This window comes from Paenibacillus sp. JCM 18996 (assembly GCF_055392555.1).
Genome location: NZ_AP043884.1, coordinates 1,967,364 through 1,985,802, shown reverse-complemented (window position 1 = coordinate 1,985,802; position 18,439 = coordinate 1,967,364). Strand labels below are relative to the sequence as shown.

General features: G+C 51.6%; 18 protein-coding genes. 14 read left to right on the top strand and 4 right to left on the bottom strand.

Features of this window, described 5'->3' with window-relative positions; all coding sequences use genetic code 11:
• Positions 1 to 320 precede the first annotated feature (320 nt).
• From ACZ5N7_RS09860 to ACZ5N7_RS09840, 5 genes are all read left to right on the top strand, one after another.
• Positions 321 to 683 carry a CidA/LrgA family protein gene (locus ACZ5N7_RS09860; RefSeq protein ID WP_464654009.1) on the top strand — a complete coding sequence of 121 codons (363 nt, stop codon included), beginning with the start codon at positions 321 to 323 and terminating at the stop codon, positions 681 to 683.
• The gene (locus tag ACZ5N7_RS09855; protein WP_464654008.1) at positions 664 to 1,365 is read left to right on the top strand and encodes an LrgB family protein; all 702 of its coding nucleotides are present in this window, start codon (positions 664 to 666) and stop codon (positions 1,363 to 1,365) included. Before ACZ5N7_RS09860 ends, ACZ5N7_RS09855 begins: the two co-directional genes overlap by 20 nt.
• 186 nt (positions 1,366 to 1,551) lie before the next feature.
• Positions 1,552 to 2,643 (top strand): GGDEF domain-containing protein, encoded by a 1,092-nt coding sequence (locus ACZ5N7_RS09850; RefSeq protein WP_464654007.1) that lies wholly within the window; start codon positions 1,552 to 1,554, stop codon positions 2,641 to 2,643.
• Between the two features lie 85 nt (positions 2,644 to 2,728).
• Positions 2,729 to 3,592, top strand: coding sequence for an MBL fold metallo-hydrolase (locus ACZ5N7_RS09845; protein WP_464654006.1), 864 nt, complete (start codon positions 2,729 to 2,731; stop codon positions 3,590 to 3,592).
• A gap of 12 nt (positions 3,593 to 3,604) precedes the next feature.
• Positions 3,605 to 4,240 (top strand): SGNH/GDSL hydrolase family protein, encoded by a 636-nt coding sequence (locus ACZ5N7_RS09840; protein WP_464654005.1) that lies wholly within the window; start codon positions 3,605 to 3,607, stop codon positions 4,238 to 4,240.
• A gap of 298 nt (positions 4,241 to 4,538) precedes the next feature.
• Here the strand turns inward: ACZ5N7_RS09840 and mtnA are convergent, their stop codons facing one another.
• Both mtnA and mtnK read right to left on the bottom strand, forming a co-directional pair.
• Complete coding sequence (mtnA, locus tag ACZ5N7_RS09835; RefSeq protein WP_464654004.1) at positions 4,539 to 5,627, bottom strand: S-methyl-5-thioribose-1-phosphate isomerase; 1,089 nt, start codon at positions 5,625 to 5,627, stop codon at positions 4,539 to 4,541.
• A gap of 18 nt (positions 5,628 to 5,645) precedes the next feature.
• On the bottom strand, positions 5,646 to 6,851 hold the full coding sequence (gene mtnK / locus ACZ5N7_RS09830) for an S-methyl-5-thioribose kinase (RefSeq protein ID WP_464654003.1): 1,206 nt from the start codon (positions 6,849 to 6,851) through the stop codon (positions 5,646 to 5,648).
• Positions 6,852 to 7,063: 212 nt separating this feature from the next.
• Between mtnK and ACZ5N7_RS09825 the strand changes: the two genes are divergently transcribed.
• The 6 genes from ACZ5N7_RS09825 (at position 7,064) to sufB (ending at position 13,124) form a co-directional block, all read left to right on the top strand.
• Positions 7,064 to 7,633, top strand: coding sequence for a DUF1802 family protein (locus ACZ5N7_RS09825; protein ID WP_464654002.1), 570 nt, complete (start codon positions 7,064 to 7,066; stop codon positions 7,631 to 7,633).
• A 160-nt stretch (positions 7,634 to 7,793) separates the two neighbouring features.
• Entirely contained in the window at positions 7,794 to 8,627 is an 834-nt protein-coding gene (gene sufC / locus ACZ5N7_RS09820) for a Fe-S cluster assembly ATPase SufC (RefSeq protein ID WP_464654001.1), read from the top strand.
• A 23-nt stretch (positions 8,628 to 8,650) separates the two neighbouring features.
• Positions 8,651 to 9,964 carry a Fe-S cluster assembly protein SufD gene (sufD, locus tag ACZ5N7_RS09815; protein ID WP_464654000.1) on the top strand — a complete coding sequence of 438 codons (1,314 nt, stop codon included), beginning with the start codon at positions 8,651 to 8,653 and terminating at the stop codon, positions 9,962 to 9,964.
• Complete coding sequence (locus ACZ5N7_RS09810; RefSeq protein ID WP_464653999.1) at positions 9,961 to 11,187, top strand: cysteine desulfurase; 1,227 nt, start codon at positions 9,961 to 9,963, stop codon at positions 11,185 to 11,187. Before sufD ends, ACZ5N7_RS09810 begins: the two co-directional genes overlap by 4 nt.
• Positions 11,174 to 11,599 (top strand): Fe-S cluster assembly sulfur transfer protein SufU, encoded by a 426-nt coding sequence (sufU, locus tag ACZ5N7_RS09805; protein ID WP_464653998.1) that lies wholly within the window; start codon positions 11,174 to 11,176, stop codon positions 11,597 to 11,599. The genes ACZ5N7_RS09810 and sufU overlap by 14 nt, the downstream gene beginning before the upstream one ends.
• A 127-nt stretch (positions 11,600 to 11,726) precedes the next feature.
• Positions 11,727 to 13,124, top strand: a complete 1,398-nt coding sequence (gene sufB / locus ACZ5N7_RS09800; protein WP_464653997.1) for a Fe-S cluster assembly protein SufB — start codon at positions 11,727 to 11,729, stop codon at positions 13,122 to 13,124.
• Positions 13,125 to 13,540: 416 nt separating this feature from the next.
• Here the strand turns inward: sufB and ACZ5N7_RS09795 are convergent, their stop codons facing one another.
• Entirely contained in the window at positions 13,541 to 14,593 is a 1,053-nt protein-coding gene (locus ACZ5N7_RS09795; RefSeq protein WP_464653996.1) for a ThiF family adenylyltransferase, read from the bottom strand.
• 86 nt (positions 14,594 to 14,679) lie between these two features.
• The gene (locus tag ACZ5N7_RS09790) at positions 14,680 to 15,393 is read right to left on the bottom strand and encodes a molybdenum cofactor biosynthesis protein (protein WP_464653995.1); all 714 of its coding nucleotides are present in this window, start codon (positions 15,391 to 15,393) and stop codon (positions 14,680 to 14,682) included.
• 107 nt (positions 15,394 to 15,500) lie between these two features.
• Between ACZ5N7_RS09790 and ACZ5N7_RS09785 the strand changes: the two genes are divergently transcribed.
• The 3 genes from ACZ5N7_RS09785 (at position 15,501) to ACZ5N7_RS09775 (ending at position 18,368) form a co-directional block, all read left to right on the top strand.
• Positions 15,501 to 16,022: a hypothetical protein gene (locus ACZ5N7_RS09785; RefSeq protein WP_464653994.1), complete on the top strand. Its 522-nt coding sequence runs from the start codon at positions 15,501 to 15,503 to the stop codon at positions 16,020 to 16,022.
• Between the two features lie 28 nt (positions 16,023 to 16,050).
• On the top strand, positions 16,051 to 17,481 hold the full coding sequence (locus ACZ5N7_RS09780) for a bifunctional metallophosphatase/5'-nucleotidase (protein ID WP_464653993.1): 1,431 nt from the start codon (positions 16,051 to 16,053) through the stop codon (positions 17,479 to 17,481).
• Between the two features lie 83 nt (positions 17,482 to 17,564).
• A complete protein-coding gene (locus ACZ5N7_RS09775) occupies positions 17,565 to 18,368 on the top strand; it encodes an undecaprenyl-diphosphate phosphatase (protein ID WP_464653992.1) in 804 nt (267 codons plus the stop codon).
• The last annotated feature ends 71 nt before the right edge of the window (positions 18,369 to 18,439 follow it).

Below are 18,439 nucleotides of genomic sequence, written 5' to 3'. Positions count from 1 at the left end.
ACCGCACTACAAACGACCGTCAGGATATTTCCTGGCGGTTTTTGTAATCTTTTTTATTTTACAATTATCACCTATTATCCTATTCCATGTTATATAATAGATTTGCTAGGATTAATCCGTCCCAAAGGCATCATTACTATATTATTGCGCAGATGAATACAATGGCTGGATCATTTATAAAGGCGTTTCCTTGTTTCAAAGTGTGCATATAATCCGGCTGGACACGCTTTACGGAAAGCGTTCTGATGGCTATGTGCCATGCGAAAGAGATGGGAGCGGACCATTAACTACATCATTTGAATCAGGCAGGAGTGGACATCATGACCGGATTGGCTATTCTGACACTGTTTTATTTTTCGGGCATCGTGCTGCGGACGGTTTTGGGCATTCCTCTGCCGGCCAATGTTATCGGGCTGTTGCTGCTGACGCTGGGGCTGTTTACCAAGACTTTCAAACTGGAATGGGTGGAAGACGCAGCACAATTTTTGCTCAAGCATTTGATGCTTTTTTTCGCGCCTTTTATCGTAGGGACCATCGTCTTTTTTCCGCTGTTCCGAGCGCAGTGGGAGCTGCTTGTCGTTTGCCTGGTAGGAGGAACCCTTCTGCTTCTGCTCATTACGGGAAGTGCAGCCAAAGCACTCGAAAAAAAGGAGGATGGCCGCAATGAACCCGATTCCCTCTGAGTTGGTTCAATCCCCGGCTTTCGGGGTGGCTGTGACATTAACCGCATATGCGGCTGCGCTCGCGCTGCGCCGGAAGTGGAAGTGGATTCATCCGCTGTTTGTCACCTCGGGGGCAGTCATGCTTTTGCTGCTGGCCGCCCGGATTCCTTACCAGGAATATCAGATCGGCGGGCAGATGCTGAGCTTCTTTCTGGGACCCGCCACCGTCGCCCTGGCCGTACCGCTGTATAAGAACGCAGCGAGAATCAAGGAGCATTTTCTTCCTATTATGGCTGCTCTTGTAGCCGGCAGCGTCTCTTCGCTGGCAACGACAGCGCTGTTCGTATGGCTGCTGCACGGGTCCAGGGAGCTGCTGCTGACTCTGCTGCCCAGGTCAGTGACCTCACCGGTGGCTATAGAGATTGTGCGCAATCTGGGAGGAGTGCCCGAGCTGGGCGCCGTAGTGACCGTGCTGGCGGGGCTGCTGGGCAGCATGGTAGGGCCGGAAGTGCTGAAGCTGGCCGGCATCCGGTCGGATATCGCCATCGGCACCGCTGTTGGAACGATATGCCATGGCATCGGCACGGGGCGCGTGCTGCAGGACTCGGAGCTGCAGGGCAGCGTCAGCGGCTTCTGCATGGCGATGAACGCCATTGTGACGTCCGTACTCGTGATCCCTCTCTACAGCTGGCTTGCTCAATGAAGAAATTTCAAAACAAATGTTTAGATGGCGTAAATTTTGGGTAAAGACAATTGATTGAACATAAGCAAGATAGATAGCAAGATAATAGTAAAAGGAATAATTTGTAAAAATACATAAAAACCTCGGGTTCCTTACCAGCTTGTTATCGCAATATGCAATGGCGACAGGTTTTAGGGAGATGAATACATGGAGCATGATTCCATTGACAGCGTAAAGCTGTTGAATGCAAGGATTTTAAAAGCATACTGGTTTGTTATCGGGACGGTTTTTTCGATCGAGATGGTTTATCTGTTGGCTTCCCCGCCGCAATCCGGCAGCCACTGGATCGCGTGGGAGGCCTCTGCCTCATTGTATCTTCTGTTGATGCTGCTCGCAGAGTGGATTAACCGCCGTGCCAGGCGTCCGCGGCCCATGTTTTTTGTCCTTACGGGAGCGGCGCTGACCAATATAACGATTCTGGCGCATGCAGGAGTGCACGGCATCATTTCGCTGTACGGCATTCCGATGCTGGGTTCCGTCTTTTATTTGAACAAAAAATTTTTGCTGGCCAGCTGCGTGCTGAATGTTCTTTCATTTGCGGTTATTTATTTACTACACCCTGTTATGCAAGCCCATATGACTGCCAACGATTTCTGGTGCGTGCTCGTCATTCTAGTGGGCGGCGCTTATATGGCCAAGATGATAGTGGACAGGGGAAAGGAAGTTTTCGACTCGCTGCAAGAAACGCTGGTGACCAAGCAGGAATTGATGGTACGCAACATCCTGATGGACAAGCTGTCAAAGATGGACACCCTGACCGAATTGTATAACCATATGACATTCCATGAATATCTGGATAACCTGATTGAACAGAATGCGCAATACAAGTTTCCGATTCTGCTGGCCGTCCTGGATATCGATAATTTCAAAAGGGTCAATGACGAGTACGGACACCGTGCCGGAGACTCCGTCTTGGTTCGTGTGGCGGCGGTCATCCGCGATAAGCTGAGGCCCAACGATTTTGCCGCAAGGTACGGCGGTGAGGAATTTGCAATCATATTTGCGGACTGCAGCTTTGAAGAAGCCTACACGGTTGTGGAGCGAATCCGGCGGGAAGTGAGCGCGATTGTCCATGAAGAACTGGGGTATCAAGCGGTGACCTTGTCCGCGGGGCTTCAACAATACGAGGCCAACACAGGGAAGGAAAAGCTCTTCAAAGGAGCTGATTCTTCGCTTTACGCAGCCAAAAGAAGCGGCAAAAACAGGACCATATGCGGCAAGTCCGCCGAGGCTGTTTAAAAACGCAGGCCTTTGTGCGGCGTGTGCAGAACTATTGAGCAACAGGTACCGGCAGATGTCCACAATTAGACAGGGGGGCTGAAGTTTGTACAAGGATTACAAAAAAGGGGTCACCGGGCAATCGCTCATCGAGCAGATGAACGGCACCGAAGTGAATAACAAAGAGTTGGGCCTTTGGCATTTAGGGCAGTTGGGCTTTGCCGTAAAGGGCGGCAGCAGCATGTTCTACTTCGATCCTTATTTGACCGATGCTTTAAACGGGAGCGGCAGCGCTCCGAGAGCTTTCGAATCGCCTATTCTTCCGGAGCATGTTTCCAATGCTGATTACGTAATCATTACTCATGACCATGGCGATCATCTCGATCCCGCTACGCTCCAGGCGATCTCCCGGATTTCGCCCCAGTCCAAATATATTGTACCGCCTCATTGCCGGCAAACGTTGATCGATCTCGGCATTGAGGATAACCGGATCATTTCGGCCAAAGCGGGAGAGGTCATTTTTGCAGAAGGAGCCCGTATTTTTCCTGTGGCTGCGGCCCATGAAACGTTCGAATACGACGGGGAAGGAAACCACAAGTTTCTTGGATATATTCTTGAAGCGAACGGAGTCACTCTCTATCATGCCGGTGATACCATCGTCTACGACGAGCTGCCGGAAAGCCTGAAGGCATTCGACGTCGAAGTGGCCTGTGTGCCGATCAACGGGAGAGATTGGAAGCGCCGCGCGGCCAATCTGGCAGGGAATATGAATTACCGGGAAGCGGCCGACTTAGGGGCTGCGATCGGCGCGGATCTGTTGATTCCTTTGCACTATGACCTGTTCCGGAGCAACTCCGAGAACCCTGCTTACTTTGTGGACTATTTATATCATGAATATCCGGGACAGCGGTTCAAAATGTTTGCGCCCGGCGAAAGAATGCTCTATTTATCCGAACGGAATAATGCCTAAGGAGGAACGGAATTGGACGTAAGAATAAAATCCAACGATGTCGTGGTTTTCCAGGGAGACAGCATTACAGACGCGGGACGGAGCATCGGAGACAGCGCGGATTTAGGAAAAGGCTATGCGCTGATGGCGGCCGCTTTATTGGGATCCAAATATCCGGAGAGACAAGTCACGTTCAAGAACCGCGGGATCAGCGGCAACCGGGTAAAAGATTTGCAGGGCCGTTGGCGGTTGGACTGCCTGGACCTGAAGCCTGATTGGGTTTCTATCTACATAGGCATTAATGATACCTGGAGACGGTATGACAGCAATGACCCTACTTCGGCGGAAGCCTTTGAGGAAGGATATCGGGATCTGTTGAACCGCACCAGAGAAGCAGTGGGCAGCCAAATTATCCTGCTCGAGCCGTTCGTGCTGCCGGTTAAGGAAGGACAAGAGCAATGGCGTGAAGATTTGGATCCCAAAATTCAGGCGGTGCGCCGGCTGGCGAAGGAATTCAAAACGCTGCTGGTACCGTTGGACGGCCTGTTTGCCCAGGCTTCCACTCTGGTTCCAGGCGAATATTGGGCCGCAGACGGAGTTAATCCCACCCCGGCAGGACATATGCTGATCGCAAAAGCATGGCTTCAAACCGTAGGGCTCGAGGTATAAGCTTGAAAGTATAAATCCGAGGGCAGCGTGCTCTATGCAGTGGCGGGTACAACTCTGAATGGTGCATTCGCGTTAATGGATTTTTACCCATCCAGGCCAGCGTTTTGGCCATAAATATCGGAAGCGCAGTGCGTTAATTCTGGGCAATAACCGGGAAATACCGCATTAGCGGAATAAAATTCCTTTATTTCTGCTGCAAAGTTCTAAAGGACGCCGTTAGGCGTTTTACTTCCATTGATATTGCCTTTGGACAGCAATTACGGATATCTCTTCCGTCTGAAGCGCTATTTCCCCGTAATCAGTCCTCAAACAATTTTCTGAGATTCTCGGAATAAGGCGCGCGTACGATACCCTTTTCCGTAATAATCGCAGTCACGTACTCATGGGGAGTCACGTCAAAGGCCGGGTTGAACACTTTAATCCCCTGAGGTGCGGTCCTCTTGCCGAACCCTTCGGTGATTTCCGCTTCATGCCGCTCTTCGATCGGGATCTCCGCACCGCTGGGCGTGTTTAGATCGATGGTAGACATCGGGCACGCGACATAGAACGGGATGCCGTGCGCCTTGGCCAGGACGGCTACGCTGTAAGTGCCGATCTTGTTGGCCACATCGCCGTTTGCGGCGACCCGGTCGGTTCCCACGATGACCGCTTGAATCCAGCCTTTGGCCATCACCGAACCGGCCATATTGTCGCAAATCAGCGTTACATCCACGCCGGCCTGCTGCAGCTCGAAAGCGGTGAGCCGCGCGCCTTGCAGAACGGGCCGGGTTTCATCTGCAAATACTTTAATGTCCCAGCCTTTTTCTTTGGCAAGGTAAAAAGGCGCCAGCGCCGTACCGTATCTCGCGGTAGCCAGCCCGCCGGCATTGCAGTGGGTCAGCACACCCATATCGTCCTCGAACAGGGTAAGTGCATACTCGCCGATCATCCGGCACGTTTCCTCGTCCTCGGCTTGAATTTGTCTCGCTTCTTCCAAAAGCGCATTTTTCAAAGCGTCCAGCGCGGGTTTTTCTTCGCCCGAGACGAGCTGGGCCGCGCGGTTTTTCATCCGGTCCAGCGACCAGAACAGGTTAACGGCTGTCGGTCTCGATGTAGCCAAATATTCCGCTTGCCTCACGACATTTTCCTGAAACAGCCGGTAATCCTCCGTTTGCGACCCGGTGGATGACAGGCTTCTGACCCCCAGATAAATTCCGAAAGCAGCAGCGATGCCGATCGCGGGAGCCCCTCTGACCTTCAGCCGGGAGATGGCCTCCCACACCTCCTCCGCTGTAGTAAGATCCAGATAAACGATATCTTCAGGAAGCAGCCGCTGATCCAGCAGTTCAAGATGATCCCGGTTCCAGCGCAGCGACTGCAACCAATTTTGAGTTTCCTGTAGGCCCATGTAGAGACACCTCCAACATTATTGAGTGTATAGTTTGGCAATATCGATCAATTCTTCAATGGACGCCGATTTTCTGTGGTGCTTAATCGCCGCTTTCCCGATCGATAGAGCGAGTCGCTGCGCCTTTTCTCTAGCCGCGTCATCCTCAATCCCGTCGATGTCCGCCACATGGGCCAATCCGACGATTCTGCGGACCATTTTGGCGCCGGTAAAACCGATTGTCTCCTGAAGAAGCCCGCTTATAAAATGCTCCTGGAACTGAGGCGTCGAGAACATCCGATCCGCCCCGTGCTGCTGCCACAAGGAACGGAATTCCTGCTCAAAGTTCGACCACACTTCCTTCACCGTTTGAAGCAGATACTGCCTATAGGAGCCGCGGCTCTCCGCGTCGGCGCTCCAGCCTTCCTGTCCGGCATAATTCAACAGCAGATTAGCGATTACCGCGCCGATATCAAAGCCCATCGGGCCGTAATAAGCGAACTCCGGGTCGATCACTTTGGTGGATTCCTTGGTTATAAAAATGCTTCCCGTGTGCAGGTCCCCATGCAGCAGCGATTGGGCCTTCGTCAAAAAAGCGTGGCGCAGCAGGGCAACTTCGAAATGCAGCGCGGTGTCGCCGCGCAAAGCTTCGGCCTCATCCTTTATCGCAGCCTCGAAATTATTGGTCTCCGCGTTAGTATAAGGATGGTCGAAGATCAGATCCTCCGTGATTTTGCACAGATCGGGATTGACGAAAGTCTTCAAACGCATTTTTTTCTCCTGCTGGTTGCTGCCAAAGTCTGAAGTGTAAAACAGTGTGCGCGCCAGGAAAGTTGCGATATGCTCGGAGAATAACGGATACTTGTTGCGTTCGATCAACCCTTTTCGCATGATGACATGGTCGCTTAAATCCTCCATTGCCGTCATGGCCAGATCCGGCTCGTACGCGTAGACCTTGGGCGCGAGGCCCGGGCAGATGTCGCCGTGGAGCAATAAAGCTTCGTTCTCGATCCTCGCCCTGTCCAGCGACAGCGGCCAGGATTCGCCGACCACCTTGGCGTAAGGAAGCGCCTGCTTGATGACGATGCTTTTGTCCGAACGGGCGTCGGTTATATGAAATACAAGATTCAAGTTGCCGTCCCCGATTTCGCGGCAGTGCAGCTCGGCTTCGCCGTCGAACAGGTCCGGAATGCTTCTCGCGTACTCTATCGCTTCGTTTTCCGAAAAAGGATGATATGTGGACATGGAACTCCCCCTGACTCAAAACAATTAGTTTCCAATTAGTATAGATGAATTTGCTGTTCCAGGGAATAGCCTGAGCCAAAATAGAGCAGCCGCGCCATGAACGTTTACGGCATTTTAATAGAGCGCATATGGTCAGCGATTTGCATGCGCTCCTCGACAATTCTATAATAGAGAGTGATTTCAGTAACGGAAAAACGAGGTGGGGGCATCTTATGGACGAATCGGCTTTGGCTTTGAAGGAATGGGCTTCGGCCCTTAAAGCTATGGAGGACGGACAGCAGGTCGTATTATTGAGAAAAGGGGGCATCATAGAGGAAACAAAAGATTTCCGGGTGCAGGGGAATTCCTTTTTCTTATATCCGACTTACGAGCATCAAAGAGCCCATCTATTGAAGGATGATCACCGGCATTATGTCGAGGAAACGCTTCGGGGATGGTCCCCGGAAGATAGTGATGTCCAGATCCGCCTGCACGCGGAGTTGATTGAGGATCTCGAGATTGGAACCCGGGAAGAGCTGGACAAGCTGGCCCCTTTTCATATCTGGACGGATGAATTCGCGGACGAAAGGTTGAGATGGAAACGAAAGCAGCCGCTTCATGTGCTGGTTCTGCGGGTATATGTTTTGGATGAGACTATTGCGCTGCCGGTGAAACCGGAATACCTTGGCTGCAAGTCATGGGTTCAGCTTCAGGGGGTCAAGGGTCGGCGGGGGACGAAGCCCGTGCTGCCCGAAGAAGAAATGAACCGTAGGGTGCATGAGTTGAAGAGGGAGCTGCAATAACAGAAATTTTATGAAAATGGGCGGTTGAAAAGGTTCTTTATTGTTTTCCATGTATAGGTTATAATAAAATAATATCATTGAGAATCACTGATAATCATTTTAGAATGATTATTTAGATAAAATAAAATTAAATTAACAATTCACGGAGGAATGCAAGCAAATGAGTACTTCACCGAAACTTACGATAGAAAACCTGAAAGCGGCTATTGAAGGAAAAGAGATTTTGAAGGGCCTGAACTTGGAAATCAAGGGCGGAGAAGTTCATGCCATCATGGGGCCGAACGGAACGGGTAAAAGTACGCTGGCATCCACTTTGATGGGCCATCCCAAATATGAAGTGACCGAAGGATCCGTAACTTTGAACGGTGAAGATGTTCTGGACATGGCTGTCGATGAGAGGGCGCGTGCCGGACTGTTTCTGGCTATGCAGTATCCGAGCGAAATCACAGGCGTCACCAACGCGGATTTTCTTCGCAGCGCGATCAACGTAAGACGCGGAGAAGGAAACGAGATTTCGCTAATCAAATTTATCCGCCAAATGGAAGGCAAAATGAAGACTTTGGAGATGAATCCCGAGTTCATGCACCGCTATTTGAACGAAGGCTTCTCCGGCGGGGAGAAGAAGCGCAACGAAATTTTACAGATGCTGCTTCTGGAGCCGCAGATCGTAATCCTGGACGAGATCGATTCCGGCCTGGATATCGACGCGCTCAGAATTGTGGCGGAAGGTGTCAATTCCCTTCGTTCCGAAGAGCGCGGGTTCCTGATCATCACCCACTACCAGCGTCTGTTGGACTACGTCAAGCCTGATTTCGTACACGTGATGATGCAGGGACGCATCGTTAAGTCCGGAGGCCCTGAACTCGCTGAGCGTCTGGAGAAGGAAGGGTATGATTGGGTGAAAGAGGAACTGGGCATCGTCGATGAAACGGTTGGCCAGGAAGAAGAGGATTTCAAAGTACCCATGAACACGACAGCACCGAAATATAATTGAGGCGAGATTTTAGGAGGAAAACCATGAGTACAGAAACCATTCTTCCCATCGACCGGAATACTATCGAGACCGGATCCCAGGCGGCGGCCGAGCCGGAATGGATGACCCGGCTTCGTCTTAGGGGCTTGGAGCTGGCAGGATCGTTGGAACTGCCCCGGTTGGAGAAAACAAGAATTGACCGTTGGAACCTGGACTCCTTCGGATCCTATAAATCGGCGCAGCCCATAACATCGATTGATGAGCTGCCGGAGACGGCGGCCAAGCTGCTGAAGCCGGAAGGGGAGACTTTATCCGAATGCCTGATCGTACAGCGGAATTCCAATGTGGTATACAGCCAGCTGTCCGAGGAAGTGAAGAAGCAGGGCGTCGTGTTTGCTTCCCTGCAGGAAGCTTTGAAGACGCATGGAGACATTATCAGCAACCATTTCATGCAGGTAATCAAAGCCGATGAACACAAGCTGACGGCGCTTCATTCCGCTATGTGGAGCGGGGGGATATTCCTTTATGTTCCCAAAAACGTTCAGGTGGAAGTGCCGCTTCAAGCGCTGTTTCTCACCGACGATGCGGAAGCGAGCTTATCCCCTCACATTCTGGTTATAGCCGAGGCGAATTCTTCCGTAACCTACGTGGATAATTTTACATCGGCGGGGACCGGCGGACCTTTGGTACAGAACGGCATCGTTGAAGTTGTCGTCAAATCAGGAGCCAAAGTGAATTTCGCATCGGTGCACCATTTTGGAGAACAGGTTACGGACCTGACCTTCCGCCGCGCCCTTGTGGAGAACGACGGGCAGATCAACTGGGTTATCGGCGAAATGAATGAAGGAAACGCCGTTTCCGACACCACCTCGGTGCTCAGAGGCAACGGTTCGAATTCGGATGCGAAAGTCATATGCGTCGGTTCCGGCAGCCAAAAGCTGAACATTACGACCAAAGCCGTCCATTTCGGACTAAGCTCGAACAGCGACATGATTACCCGTGCCGTAATGAGGGACGAAGCGACAGCCATTATCAACGGCATCACGAAGATCGAGAAGGGCGCTACCGGGGCCAACGGACAGCAGACGGAGAAGGTGCTTATGCTGAGTCCGAAATCCCGCGGAGACGCGAACCCGATCCTGCTCATCGACGAGGATGACGTAAAGGCGGGCCATGCGGCCAGCGTAGGCCAAGTCAATCCCGATCAGGTATTCTACATGATGTCCCGGGGAGTCACCAAAGAAGAAGCGCAGCGTTTGATCATTTACGGGTTCCTTGCCCCGGTCGTTTCCGAAATTCCGTTAGCCAATTTGGAATCGCAGCTGCAAAGCATGGTGGAAAGGAAGTTAGGACAATGAACACAGCCGACATACGTGAACAGTTTCCCATCCTTCATCAATCCGTAAACGGTCATCCGCTGGTCTATTTGGACAGCTCCGCGACCTCCCAGAAGCCGCGGGCGGTCATAGAGGCAGTGAAGAAGTATTACGAGTGGGATAATTCCAATGTTCACCGCGGCGTTCATACTTTGGGCTCCAGAGCCACCGACGCTTATGAGGGCGCAAGGGAAAAGCTGGCCCGGTTCCTCAATGCGCAAACGACAGGGGAAATTATCTTTACTCGCGGCAACACAACGGCAATCAATATGGTTGCCTCCGGTTACGCCAGAAAGATCTGCGGCGAAGGTGACGAGATCGTGATCACTCCAATGGAGCATCACAGCAACTTGATCCCGTGGCAGCAGGCGGCGAAGGCCACCGGAGCTACCTTGAAATATATTCCTATGCAGGAGGATGGTACGATTTCTCTTGCAGACGTTGAACAAACGATAACTGCCAATACCAAAATGGTCGCGATCGTCCATATTTCAAACGTTCTCGGAACGATCAATCCGGTGAAGGCTGTCGCCGAGATCGCTCACCGTCACGGGGCCAAAATCCTGATCGATGGCGCCCAAAGTACTCCACATATGAAGGTCGACGTGCAGGATCTGGACTGCGACTTCTATACCGTTTCAGGACACAAGATGTGTGGACCTACCGGAATTGGGGTATTATATGGGAAAAAGGCGCTGCTCGAGCAAATGGAGCCTTTTGAGTACGGCGGCGAGATGATCGACTTCGTCGATCTCTATGAATCCACATGGAAGGACCTTCCATGGAGGTTCGAGGGCGGCACCCCGATTATCGCCGGTGCCGTGGGTTTGGGAGCAGCTGTAGATTTTTTGCAGCAGATCGGTATGGACGAAATCCATCAGCATGACCGGCGGATTACCCAGTATGCCATGGAGAAGCTGTCGGGAATTTCGAATCTGGTTATTTACGGTCCGGAGAAGGACCGCGGCGGACTTATTACTTTTAACCTCGGAGATATTCATCCCCATGACGTCGCTACCGTACTGGACGCCGAAGGTGTGGCAATTAGAGCCGGGCACCACTGCTGCCAGCCGCTGATGAGATGGCTGCAGGTATCGGCTACCGCCAGAGCCAGCTTCTATCTGTACAACACGGAAGAAGATATCGACCGGCTTGCAGCGGCGTTACTAAGGACAAAGGAGTACTTCGACGATGCAACTGGATGATCTTTACCGCAGAGTTATCATGGATCATTACAAAACTCCGCGAAACCGCGGAAAGTTTGAAGACGGTGCTCTGACGATTGATATGAATAACCCTACGTGCGGAGACCGGATTTCTCTGCAGCTTCGCATTGAGGACGGTATGGTGAAGGACGCGAAGCATACGGGAGAAGGCTGTTCTATAAGTATTTCCTCGGCTTCGATGATGTCTGATGCGGTTAAAGGCAAATCTGTCGAGGAGGCGCTGCGGATTGCTGATGATTTTTCCGGATTGATGAAAGGCGAGCCTGCGGAATTTGAGTATGAAGACATTGAGGCGCTGTCGGGCGTAAATAAGTTTCCGGCAAGGATCAAATGCGCCACATTGGCCTGGAACGCGCTTCGCAAAGGAATTGAGCAGAGCAAACAGGGGTAAGCCGGGTGTGACCACCCGCCGTGCAGCGCCGCAACCGCGCGCCGGGAGAACCGCTGCTGACGGCTTTTGAATAGGTGTGAGAGTTGGCAAGAGTAATTAGTGATATAAAATAAGGAGGTTGTCAACGATGGCTAAAAAAATGCCGGAACTCGGCGATTACAAGTATGGCTTCCGTGACGAGCACAAGGCCGTTTTCCAAACGGGAAAAGGTCTCACTCGCGACATCGTCGCCGAAATTTCCAAAATGAAGGGCGAACCGGATTGGATGCTGGACTTTCGTTTGAAGTCTTTGGAGATTTTTCAATCGAAACCGATGCCGCGTTGGGGCGGTAATATGGAAGACCTGGATTTCAACGACATTCAATATTATGTAAAGCCGTCCGAGAAGCAAGGTAAAACATGGGAGGAAGTTCCTTCCGAGATCAAAGAAACGTTCGATAAATTGGGAATTCCGGAAGCCGAGCAAAAGTTCCTTGCAGGCGTATCCGCACAGTATGAGTCCGAGGTTGTATATCACAGTATGCAGAAGGATCTCGAGGATCAGGGCGTTATTTTTACAGACACGGATACGGCTCTTCGCGAGCATCCTGAAATTTTCAAGGAATATTTCGGTACGGTGGTTCCGCCAGCGGACAACAAATTTGCTGCTTTGAACAGTGCGGTTTGGTCCGGAGGCAGCTTCATCTATGTGCCGAAAGGCGTGAAGTGTGAAATTCCTCTTCAAGCTTACTTCCGCATCAACTCCGAGAACATGGGACAATTCGAGCGTACGTTGATCATTACGGACGAAGACAGCTTCGTTCACTATGTCGAAGGCTGTACCGCTCCGATCTACAGCACGAACTCGCTGCACAGCGCCGTTGTAGAAATCATCTGTAAAAAGAATTCCCGCGCTCGCTACACTACGATTCAGAACTGGGCTCCTAACATTTACAACCTGGTAACGAAGCGTGCTGTGGCAGAAGAGAATGCGACGATGGAGTGGGTCGACGGCAACATCGGCTCCAAGCTCACGATGAAATATCCAGCTGTAATTCTCAAAGGCCGCGGAGCGAAAGGAAGCGTGCTTTCGATCGCCGTAGCGGGCAAAGGCCAGCATCAGGACGCCGGAGCCAAAATGATTCACCTGGCGCCGGATACTACTTCGACCATCGTGTCCAAGTCCATTTCCAAGCATGGCGGAAAAGTGACTTACCGCGGTCTTGCCACCTTCGGACGGAACTCCCAGGGTTCCAAAGCGAACATCAAGTGCGACACGCTGATTATGGATAAAGAATCCACTTCGGATACGATTCCATACAACGAAATCATGAACGATAATATCACTTTGGAGCACGAGGCTACCGTATCCAAGGTATCCGAGGATCAATTGTTCTATCTGATGAGCCGCGGCTTAACGGAAGCTGAAGCGACCCAGATGATCGTAATGGGCTTCATCGAGCCGTTTACGAAAGAGCTTCCTATGGAGTACGCCGTGGAAATGAACCGTTTGATCAAGTTTGAAATGGAAGGTTCCATCGGGTAACGCAGTTTTAGCCGCGATCTGTTTAGATCCCGGCTTTTTTGTGTTGATTTTAAGTGATACATCACTACGAACTTCGCATAATGGGCTCCATCCGCTGTTGAAATGGAGTCCCCTTGGATCAGGCTTATTGGTAGGTACTCCATTTCAAAGGCGGACGCTCTGCTCTTCCACCCCTTATGCAAGCTCTCCACTGCAGCATCACACAGCAACTACAACCAAGCTGCGCTCCTTTTAAAAAGGTTCGCGGTTAAAACGTGAGAAGCAGTACAAAAAAAGATAGCGTCCCCTTCGTTCTGCCAAGTAGGGAAGGGCCCGCCGAGAATCGCAGGTTTACCAGGCGTTTCCCGTGAATAAAGCAAGGGACCGATCGTAACTTTCGGTCTCTTGCTTTTTTGAACGATAAAGAAAGCTTAAAATCACATCCCGATGTAGCGGCTGTACAAGCTCTTGGCGGCCGTGACGTCATCCGTACCTTGCACGAGTACCCGTCCGTCCGGGAAGAGCACCAGCCTCACCTGCTCGCTCGCATGGAATTTTAGCAAGAACGGATTTCTCTCTACATTGCCAAGAGGGGCTAAACGTTCCTCCCATTGGGCTAATGACCAAGTGGAAGGACGCACGGGCACGATCTGGATGGTATCCCTTCCGCAAAGCGATTGGATCGTATCTTCTTCCATATTCGCATTCAGGTAGGGAAACTCTCCTTTGCCGCACACCGGACAATCGCTTTTGCGCGCTTGCGACAGGTCGATTCCTCCGAAGTGGTTATACCAAAGGTCCCACTGCATCATTTTGGTGTTTAGGCGGCCTGCGTCCCCTACGAGCAGTTTGAGCGCTTCAGCCGCCTGATAGGAGGCGACCACATGAATGATGGAACCGATGACGCCCGAGGTGTCGCACGTTTCCGTTGTGCCCTGAGCGGGAGCTCCGTCGAAAATACACCGCAAGCAGGGGGTTGTTCCCGGTATTATCGTGAAAGCTGTTCCTCGTGAAGCCACAGCCCCTCCGTATATCCAGGGAATGCCCAGCTTCACGCTGACCTCATTAAGAAGAAACCGGACCGAAAAGTTGTCGGTCCCGTCAAGTATCAAATCGACCTCGCCCAGCAGGGATTCGGCGTTCATGGTGTTAAGATCGGTTACAACCCCATCGATCCGGACCAGGGAATTGATCTCCCTCAGCTTTGCGGCTGCGGCCTCTGCTTTTGGGGAGGACGCCAGCGCGTCTGCCTCGTCATAAAGCATCTGGCGCTGGAGGTTGCTCGGCTCGACAAAGTCTCTGTCAATCAGCCGGACATATCCTACTCCAGCCCGAACCATATGGTTCGCGAGCACCGAGCCCAAAGCCCCCATCCCCACTATGGCAACCCGGGATTGCTGCAGCTTGCCCTGCCCTTCCGGTCCGATCGGTTTGAACAGCATTTGCCTGGAATATCTGGCATCAATTGCCGTATCTATTGTTTCAGGCATGAAAAACCCTCCAGTGAATGTAAATTGATGTAATGTTGTATTGAGCTTCCCCCCAAGGAAATTTCGATCGATACTGTTTACCACCGTTATAGATTCATCGAAGCCATCGGATTCCATGGACCTGTTTGGTGGCCTTTCCATTCCGAACCGTCTTCCCATATTTCTTTCTTCCAGATGGGCACGATCTGCTTCAGCCTCTCAATGGCGTATCTGCTGGCTTCATAGCAATCCGCGCGGTGCGGAGAGGAAACGGTAATAATGACGCTGATTTCCGCTATATCGACTTTGCCCAACCGGTGGGAAATCGCGCATAGAGTGCCTGGCCATTGTCTGGCGACTTCTTCGCCGATCTGCTTCAGCGTACGCCGGGCCATTGGAATGTAGGCTTCATATTCAAGGTGGAGGGTCCGCTTTCCCTGCGTGAATTCCCGAGTTGTGCCCACAAAGGTGAGGCAGGCCCCATGATGGGGATGGATCACTTTGCGCGTAACCTCATCCACGGAGATTTCATCGTAAGTGATTTCATACAAGCGCTCATCGGCTGAAGGCTCTTCCCCTCCGGATACAGGCGGAATCAATGCGATCTCGTCTCCCTCGGAAACCGTGGCGTCCGGACCGGCGTAGGCCTGATTTTTGGCGAAAAAGGCGCTTTGAAGATGGGCTGACAGCTGCGGATACCTCGAGGCGATCAGATCTTTAAGTTCCTTTATTTCAATAGTATCCATTTCCGTTTCGACGGTCAGATAGGGCTCGCCGAAAGCGTCAGCCAAACCTGCAAACAAAAAAATCGTTAATCTCATGTCAAACCTCTATTCTTATGTAGGCTAAGGTCCTTTAAGCATATCATATTTTTAAATAGAAGTGATATAATGGGAGTAGCCTTAATGAAGCGGGAGGACGGCAAGCTATGATACGTATATTTGACGAACTGTCGGGCCAGGAAGAAATGACCGTAGAGAGGATGGCGGGTCTGGCGCCGCAGCATTTTGACATATCGGAGAGAGTGCCGGGAACAACGGGGATGGCTTTTGACTTCATGGTGTGGGTCCGGGCATGGAGAGAATCGCGCGAAGCGGCGGAAAACGGGAAACCGGGCACGGATGCGGAAGGCTCCACCACGCGTGCAGGCGTGGAATCGGTCAATAGGGTGAATTACACGCATATTAAAGTCCGGGCAACTGATGAGTTTGAGGCGTTGATTCCATGGAGCGAGCTTTCTAAAGCGGCTTTTTTGTACGAGCAGGACGGCAAACCGTTGCAAAAAGGATATCCAATCCGACTTTACGTGCCGGACGGAAGCAGTACTTGCCTTAATGTAAAAAGCGTGTCAGCTCTTTATCTGCTGCACGATACGCAGTTGGGCCGGGAAGCTGTGTACGGGTACCGCAATCAATTAAGCGCAAACGATTTGAAGAAGAAACCGCTATAAAACATCACAAAATGCAGGGGGTGGTCTAATGTCCGATTCCGGCAAGCTCCTCATTCTTCACACGAACGATATTCACAGCCATCTGGAGCAAACGGCCAAGGTCGATACTCTGTTTCGAAGCCTTAGATCCGGGTATGGGCCCCACCAAACGCTGACACTGGACATTGGCGACCATATGGATCGGATGCGGATGGAAACCGAGGGGACGGACGGCAGGGTTAATATAGATATCCTTCAAAGGACCGGGTACGACGCCGTTACTCCCGGGAACAACGAAGGGCTGACTTTCTCTGCAGACGTATTGGAACAGCTGTACAGTGACGCCCCTTTCACGGTGATCTGCTGTAACTTAAAGGAACAATCCACAGGGGAACACCCCCGCTGGATGAAGCCGTACGATATCCTGCAGAAAGACGGGGTTACCATAGGCCTGATCGGCGCGACTGCGGCTTTCTCGGATTTTTACGAGCTGCTGGGCTGGACGGTGTCGGAGCCTGTGTCGGAAATACAGCTGTGGGTGGAGCGAATCCGGCCGCAGGTGGACATCCTTATCCTGATGTCTCATCTTGGACTCCGCGATGACGAGCATATTGCCAAGACGATCCCGGGGATTGATTTCATTCTGGGCGGTCACACGCACCACCTTTTGGAAACGCCGAGGAGGATCGGGAATACATGGATCAGCGCCGCGGGCAAATTCGGCAACTATTGCGGCATGCTGGAAGTTGAATATGATCTTGTCTCACGTGCCGTCAGCCGTGTAAAGGGCTGCTGCATCGAAACGGAACCGGCAGAGCCTTCCGCCGAGATAGATCAGGTTATTGAGGAGCATGTGCAAAAGGCCGCGGCAAGATTGGACCAGTCCGTGTGCGTCCTGCCGGAGAAACTTGAGATTTCGTGGGGAAAAGAGTCTCCGCTCGGTAATCTCTTAGCGTCCGGGCTGCGGAGCTGGGCTAAAGCGGACATCGGCATCGTCAATGCCGGACAAATTCTGGAAGGGCTGGAGCCGGGCAAAGTGACCCAGGGCAGGCTGCTTGAAATTTGCCCTTCGCCCATCAATCCGTGCCGGATTAAGCTGAAAGGAAAGTATATCGTGCAAGCTCTGGAAGAGTCGCTTTTGCCCGAATTTATCCAAAAGAGCATCTACGGCTTCGGGTTCCGCGGAAAAGAATTGGGCACGCTCTGTGTAGACGGCATGACGATTGAATATGACGACGGTCTGCCGCCTTACAGCAAGCTGAGAAGCGTGTGGGTAGGCGAGGAGCCTCTGGACCCGGAAAAGGAATACATCGTCGGGACGATCGATATGTTCACTTTCGGCATCGGCTATCTTTCCTTGGCGCAAGGGACGGACATCGTCTATTATTTGCCGGAGTTTCTCAGAAAGGTTCTGGCAGAGCTTCTGCTCGGCTTCCGCGGCGGTTCTGCGATACAGACTCCCCGCTGGAGGACGTTATAATTATTTTATTTGAATCCCGTGTAAGTACAATGTAGAATTAAAAAGGTGTTTTTTCAGGAAAAAGACAATCTCAGGAGGAAGTTATGTTAAGTTTATGGGTTGCATTTATTATCGGAATTGTTGAAGGTCTTACCGAGTTTTTGCCTGTGTCTTCGACCGGGCACATGATCCTTGCCAGTTCACTGCTCAATATCCCGGAACAGGATGAACTGTACAAGTCTTTTGAAGTGGTTATCCAGTTCGGAGCCATCCTGGCTGCGGTCATTATTTACTGGAAGAGGATCCTGTCGCTATTCGGTCTAAGCAAAATCAAGACAACCGGCCCTCAAATGAACCTGGTCCACATTCTTGTCGCTATCGTGCCGACCATGCTTCTCGCGTTCATGTCGAGACACTTCATTAAAGACTATCTGTTTTCTCCTTACACTGTTGTAATCGGGTTGGTGCTCGGCGGTATTTTCATGATCATAGCCGAAAAATTCCAGCCTAGAGTAACGGCCGACAATGTGGATGAAATTACATACAAGCAAGCTTTCCTAATCGGGGTCTCCCAATTCCTTTCCTTGTGGCCCGGCTTTTCCCGTTCGGGTTCCACGATGGCTGGCGGAATGCTTGCCGGCACCAGCCGCGCCGCGGCCGCCGACTTCACGTTTATCATCGCGATTCCGATTATGACGGCCGCAGCCGGGTATGAATTGCTCAAGAGCTACCATTCCCTTTCCTCCGATTACCTGGCATTTTTTGCAGTAGGCTTTATTGTGTCGTTTGTTGTCGCATTTTTGGCGGTCGTTACCTTCATCAAGTTTGTGCAGAGGGCTTCCTTGACCTATTTTGCTTACTACCGGTTCCTTGTGGCTATTATTTTCTGGTTGTTTTTGCTGAAATAGCGTCCGATGGTGATTCGGATCCCGTTTGACTGCGGCGTTTCCTCTCTCACATTGATTCTTGGCGCTTATTG

What these genes read in the sequence shown, in the direction of transcription:
- ACZ5N7_RS09860 (WP_464654009.1), top strand. Translation starts at nt 321, where the DNA reads ATGACCGGATTGGCTATTCTGACACTGTTTTATTTTTCGGGCATCGTG.
- ACZ5N7_RS09855 (WP_464654008.1), top strand. Translation starts at nt 664, where the DNA reads ATGAACCCGATTCCCTCTGAGTTGGTTCAATCCCCGGCTTTCGGGGTG.
- ACZ5N7_RS09850 (WP_464654007.1), top strand. Translation starts at nt 1,552, where the DNA reads ATGGAGCATGATTCCATTGACAGCGTAAAGCTGTTGAATGCAAGGATT.
- mtnA (WP_464654004.1), bottom strand. Translation starts at nt 5,627, where the DNA reads ATGGGCCTACAGGAAACTCAAAATTGGTTGCAGTCGCTGCGCTGGAAC.
- mtnK (WP_464654003.1), bottom strand. Translation starts at nt 6,851, where the DNA reads ATGTCCACATATCATCCTTTTTCGGAAAACGAAGCGATAGAGTACGCG.
- ACZ5N7_RS09825 (WP_464654002.1), top strand. Translation starts at nt 7,064, where the DNA reads ATGGACGAATCGGCTTTGGCTTTGAAGGAATGGGCTTCGGCCCTTAAA.
- sufC (WP_464654001.1), top strand. Translation starts at nt 7,794, where the DNA reads ATGAGTACTTCACCGAAACTTACGATAGAAAACCTGAAAGCGGCTATT.
- sufD (WP_464654000.1), top strand. Translation starts at nt 8,651, where the DNA reads ATGAGTACAGAAACCATTCTTCCCATCGACCGGAATACTATCGAGACC.
- ACZ5N7_RS09810 (WP_464653999.1), top strand. Translation starts at nt 9,961, where the DNA reads ATGAACACAGCCGACATACGTGAACAGTTTCCCATCCTTCATCAATCC.
- sufU (WP_464653998.1), top strand. Translation starts at nt 11,174, where the DNA reads ATGCAACTGGATGATCTTTACCGCAGAGTTATCATGGATCATTACAAA.
- sufB (WP_464653997.1), top strand. Translation starts at nt 11,727, where the DNA reads ATGGCTAAAAAAATGCCGGAACTCGGCGATTACAAGTATGGCTTCCGT.
- ACZ5N7_RS09795 (WP_464653996.1), bottom strand. Translation starts at nt 14,593, where the DNA reads ATGCCTGAAACAATAGATACGGCAATTGATGCCAGATATTCCAGGCAA.
- ACZ5N7_RS09790 (WP_464653995.1), bottom strand. Translation starts at nt 15,393, where the DNA reads ATGAGATTAACGATTTTTTTGTTTGCAGGTTTGGCTGACGCTTTCGGC.
- ACZ5N7_RS09785 (WP_464653994.1), top strand. Translation starts at nt 15,501, where the DNA reads ATGATACGTATATTTGACGAACTGTCGGGCCAGGAAGAAATGACCGTA.
- ACZ5N7_RS09780 (WP_464653993.1), top strand. Translation starts at nt 16,051, where the DNA reads ATGTCCGATTCCGGCAAGCTCCTCATTCTTCACACGAACGATATTCAC.
- ACZ5N7_RS09775 (WP_464653992.1), top strand. Translation starts at nt 17,565, where the DNA reads ATGTTAAGTTTATGGGTTGCATTTATTATCGGAATTGTTGAAGGTCTT.